The organism is Haloferax chudinovii, assembly GCF_042663345.1.
Classification (GTDB): domain Archaea; phylum Halobacteriota; class Halobacteria; order Halobacteriales; family Haloferacaceae; genus Haloferax; species Haloferax chudinovii.
The window spans coordinates 1-5,455 of sequence record NZ_JBHTAB010000018.1; the positions used below are offsets into that span (position 1 = coordinate 1).

General features: G+C 56.0%; 1 tRNA gene and 3 rRNA genes. All 4 read left to right on the plus strand.

Annotation, left to right across the window (positions count from 1 at the left end):
- Positions 1 to 386: 386 nt before the first annotated feature.
- The 4 genes from ACFQI8_RS19405 (at position 387) to rrf (ending at position 5,392) form a co-directional block, all read left to right on the plus strand.
- Positions 387 to 1,859, plus strand: a 16S ribosomal RNA gene (locus ACFQI8_RS19405).
- A 97-nt stretch (positions 1,860 to 1,956) separates the two neighbouring features.
- A tRNA-Ala gene (locus ACFQI8_RS19410) sits at positions 1,957 to 2,028 on the plus strand.
- Positions 2,029 to 2,244: 216 nt separating this feature from the next.
- Positions 2,245 to 5,157, plus strand: a 23S ribosomal RNA gene (locus tag ACFQI8_RS19415).
- 113 nt (positions 5,158 to 5,270) lie between these two features.
- Positions 5,271 to 5,392, plus strand: a 5S ribosomal RNA gene (rrf, locus tag ACFQI8_RS19420).
- Together the 16S, 23S and 5S rRNA genes with 1 tRNA gene alongside form the textbook arrangement of a ribosomal RNA operon.
- Positions 5,393 to 5,455: the final 63 nt, after the last annotated feature.

Genomic DNA, 5,455 nt, shown 5'->3' on the forward strand with positions numbered 1-5,455 from the left:
CCCCAAGGTCGTCAGGCGCTCGCCGGGATGATACACCTTCCCGGGGGTCGCCACGATACGACGGCCTTAAGTGGTCCAAGGCATTTCGGATGAATGCGAACGACACACCGCGATTGCAGGGCGATTCAACGCGTCCTGCCGCACCGGCCCTGAACCGAACGGGGTTCGAAGGGTTTATCCCTTCGAACCGCTTCGATTCAGGTCCGAAGGAAATGAGGATTCCGCCCCTGCGGTACGCCGCAAGACGGTATCTGATGTTAGCCCTAGTAGTTCGGTGACATCCGAACGGATGTCACGCGAACTCGGACCTTTGAACGGTGATTTGACAGCATACGCTGTCATTCACCCGCCAACACCCCGCGACCAGGTTTAAATGGTCGCGACCCATTCCGGTTGATCCTGCCGGAGGTCATTGCTATTGGGGTCCGATTTAGCCATGCTAGTTGCACGAGTTCACACTCGTGGCGAAAAGCTCAGTAACACGTGGCCAAACTACCCTACAGAGAACGATAACCTCGGGAAACTGAGGCTAATAGTTCATACGGGAGTCCTGCTGGAATGCCGACTCCCCGAAACGCTCAGGCGCTGTAGGATGTGGCTGCGGCCGATTAGGTAGACGGTGGGGTAACGGCCCACCGTGCCGATAATCGGTACGGGTTGTGAGAGCAAGAACCCGGAGACGGAATCTGAGACAAGATTCCGGGCCCTACGGGGCGCAGCAGGCGCGAAACCTTTACACTGCACGCAAGTGCGATAAGGGGACCCCAAGTGCGAGGGCATATAGTCCTCGCTTTTCTCGACTGTAAGGCGGTCGAGGAATAAGAGCTGGGCAAGACCGGTGCCAGCCGCCGCGGTAATACCGGCAGCTCAAGTGATGACCGATATTATTGGGCCTAAAGCGTCCGTAGCCGGCCACGAAGGTTCATCGGGAAATCCGCCAGCTCAACTGGCGGGCGTCCGGTGAAAACCACGTGGCTTGGGACCGGAAGGCTCGAGGGGTACGTCCGGGGTAGGAGTGAAATCCTGTAATCCTGGACGGACCACCGATGGCGAAAGCACCTCGAGAAGACGGATCCGACGGTGAGGGACGAAAGCTAGGGTCTCGAACCGGATTAGATACCCGGGTAGTCCTAGCTGTAAACGATGCTCGCTAGGTGTGGCACAGGCTACGAGCCTGTGCTGTGCCGTAGGGAAGCCGAGAAGCGAGCCGCCTGGGAAGTACGTCCGCAAGGATGAAACTTAAAGGAATTGGCGGGGGAGCACTACAACCGGAGGAGCCTGCGGTTTAATTGGACTCAACGCCGGACATCTCACCAGCTCCGACTACAGTGATGACGATCAGGTTGATGACCTTATCACGACGCTGTAGAGAGGAGGTGCATGGCCGCCGTCAGCTCGTACCGTGAGGCGTCCTGTTAAGTCAGGCAACGAGCGAGACCCGCACTTCTAATTGCCAGCAGCAGTTTCGACTGGCTGGGTACATTAGAAGGACTGCCGCTGCTAAAGCGGAGGAAGGAACGGGCAACGGTAGGTCAGTATGCCCCGAATGAGCTGGGCTACACGCGGGCTACAATGGTCGAGACAATGGGTTGCTATCTCGAAAGAGAACGCTAATCTCCTAAACTCGATCGTAGTTCGGATTGAGGGCTGAAACTCGCCCTCATGAAGCTGGATTCGGTAGTAATCGCATTTCAATAGAGTGCGGTGAATACGTCCCTGCTCCTTGCACACACCGCCCGTCAAAGCACCCGAGTGAGGTCCGGATGAGGCCACCACACGGTGGTCGAATCTGGGCTTCGCAAGGGGGCTTAAGTCGTAACAAGGTAGCCGTAGGGGAATCTGCGGCTGGATCACCTCCTAACGACCGAGACCACCCCGACGGGGTGGCTCACACGCGATCTTCCGAGTTCACTAATGACACCCGTTCGGACACCTTAGAACTACTAGGGCTAACACGGGCCCATAGCTCAGTGGTAGAGTGCCTCCTTTGCAAGGAGGATGCCCAGGGTTCGAATCCCTGTGGGTCCATGGTAAGCAGTACTCCACTCCGAAACGATCGTGCCCCTTAAGTGTGGCAAGACGTTTCGACAGAATGGATACTGACGACAGATGCACCATCCCGCGCAAGCGAGGTTGGGAAGGGTCGAAAACACGCCTCGGCTATCTCCGAGGGTGTTTGATGAAACCGTGTGTACGTGCAATCCAGGCGTCCACTGGACCCGTTCTCCGGGTCACAGTGACTATATCAACTGGCTACTGTGCCAGCTGGTGGATAGCTCGGCTCGAGAGCCGATGACGGACGTGCCAAGCTGCGATAAGCCTCAGGGACCCGCATGGAGGGAAAGAACTGAGGATCTCCGAATGGGAATCCCCTCGCAATTGCCTTGCGCAATGGGGAACGTTCCGAATTGAAACATCTTAGTAGGAACAGGAAAAGAAAGCAATCCGCGATGTCGTTAGTAACGGCGAGTAAACGCGATACAGTCCAAACCGAAGCCTTCGGGCAATGTGGTGTACGGACTACCCATAACGGACCTGGATCATACGTGAAGTCTCCTGGAACGGAGCGTGATACAGGGTGAAAACCCCGTAACGTATGAACCAGATCCCGGGGTTGTTCCAGAATAGCGGGGGTTGGATATCCCTCGTGAAGTTTGCAGGCATCAACTGCAAAGACTAAACACTCCTCGAGACCGATAGCGAACAAGTAGCGTGAGCGAACGCTGAAAAGCACCCCGAAAAGGGCGGTGCAATAGGGCTTGAAATCAGTTGGCGATAGAGCGACGTGGCATACAAGGTCACTCGACGAAAGAACTGGGAGCGATCCCGTAGTATGACTCGAGTGAAGCCGATGTTGCGTCGTACGTTTTGAAAAACGAACCATGGAGTGCATCTGACTGGCGAGTCTAAGGGGTGAACCCCCGGAGGCATAGGGAAACCGATACGGCCGCAGTCTTTGACCAGGGCCACCGTCTTCAAGGGCGGGGAGCCAACCGGATGCGACCCGAAACCAAGTGATCTACGCCGGAGCAGGGCGAAGCGTGGCGAAAGCTGCGTGGAGGCCCGTTAGAGTTGGTGTCCTACAATACCCTCTCGTGACTCTGGTGTAGGGGTGAAAGGCCCATCGAACTTGGCAACAGCTGGTTCCAACCGAAACATGTCGAAGCATGACCTCTGATGAGATAGTCTGTGAGGTAGAGCGACCGATTGGGAATCCGGACTCCGAGAGGAGTTCGCTTCCCTGTCAAACTCCGAACTTACAGACGTCGTAGACTCAGGGAGTCCGGTGTGCGGGGTAAGCTTGTGCACCGTGAGGGAGACAACCCAGAGCCAGGTTAAGGACCCAAAGTGTGGATTAAGTGTGATTGAAGATTGTCTCGAGCCCTAAACAGCCGGGAGGTGAGCTTAGAAGCAGCTACCCTCTAAGAATAGCGTAACAGCTTACCGGCCGAGGTTCGAGGCGTCCAAAATGATCGGGACTCAAATCCACCTCCGAGACCTGGCGGCGTGTCAGACGACACGATTCCGTAGGTTGGCATACTGCATGGGTGGAAGCACGGGTGAGAACTCGTGTGGACCGTGCAGCAACGAAAATCATGGTCTCAGTAGCAGCGAGAGTCGGGTGTGAACCCCGACGGCCTTACGCGCAAGGGTTCCTCGGCACTGTCAATCAGCCGAGGGTTAGTCGATCCTAAGTCTAACCGTAATTCGAATTAGATGAAAGGGAAACTGGTTAATATTCCAGTACCTTCTTGCACCAAACGTCGACGCTTTAGGAAACACCGAGCGGGGCCTTCGCCCCGTCGAATCACCGAAATTCGTGGAAGCCGTAACGGCACGAAGCGAACGAATGGTGAGACAGGGAAACTCGGCGGTACCTAGAGCCCGTGAAAAGACAAGCAAGAAGCTCGTACCGAGATCCGACACAGGTGCGCTGGCAGAGCAAGCCAAGGCCTGTCGGGATCAACCGACGTTAGGGAATTCGGCAAGTTAGTCCCGTAAGTTCGCGATAAGGGATACCTGCTCTTGACCGAGCAGGTCGCAGTGACTCGGACGCTCCGACTGTCTAGTAACAACATAGGTGACCGCAAATCCGCAAGGACTCGTACGGTCACTGAATCCTGCCCAGTGCGGGTATCTGAACACCCATTACAATGGGACGAAGGACCCGTCAACGGCGGGGGTAACTATGACCCTCTTAAGGTAGCGTAGTACCTTGCCGCTTCAGTAGCGGCTTGCATGAATGGATCAACGAGAGCGTCACTGTCCCAACGTTGGGCCCGGTGAACAGTACGTTCCAGTGCGGAGTCTGGAGACCCCCAAGGGGAAGCGAAGACCCTATAGAGCTTTACTGCAGGCTGTCGCTGAGACGTGGTCGCTAATGTGCAGCATAGGTAGGAGTCATTACACAGGTACCCGCGCCAGCGGGCCACCGAGACAGCATTGAAATACTACCCGTTAGTGACTGCGACTCTCACTCCTGGCGGAGGACACCGGTAGCCGGGCAGTTTGACTGGGGCGGTACGCGCTCGAAAAGATATCGAGCGCGCCCAAAGATTTCCTCACGCGAGTCGGAAACTCGTGGAAGAGCGCAAGAGCAAACGGAAGTCTGACAGTGACATTCCCAACGAGTGTCGCTGACGCGAAAGCGTGGTCTAGCGAACCTACGAGGTTCATTCATGGGACCCGTAGATGACAGAAAAGCTACCTTAGGGATAACAGAGTCGTCACCCGCAAGAGCACATATCGACCGGGTGGCTTGCTACCTCGATGTCGGTTCCCTCCATCCTGCCTGTGCAGAAGCAGGCAAGGGTGAGGTTGTTCGCCTATTAAAGGAGGTCGTGAGCTGGGTTTAGACCGTCGTGAGACAGGTCGGCTGCTATCTATTGGGGGTGTTAAGGAACTTGACGTGAACGTTCGTATAGTACGAGAGGAACTACGAATGGGTGCCACTGGTGTACCGGTTGTCCGAGAGGGCAGATGCCGGGCAGCTACGCACCACGGGGTAAGAGCTGAACGCATCTAAGCTCGAAACCCACACGGAAAAGAAGTTCCACTGAGGACACTCGTAGAAGACGAGTTCGATAGACTCGGGGTGTACGCAACGAGGCAACGAGTTGTTAAGCCCGCGAGCACTAACAGTCCAAGCCACATTCATACGCACTGAGACCCGAGAACGGGTCCAGGCGCAAACTGGATTGCACGAACACATTGGTAAGACGGCCCGACCGATATTGGTATGACAGCGGTTCGATTCCGCTGGTCGGCATTACGGCGGCCAGAGCGGTGAGGTTCCACCCGTACCCATCCCGAACACGGAAGTTAAGCTCACCTGCGTTCTGGTCAGTACTGGAGTGAGCGATCCTCTGGGAAATCCAGTTCGCCGCCCCCCACTCATACGAAGCCCACTGGACTACAGTCCAGTGGGCTTTTTTCATTTATGACGAGCGGGAGC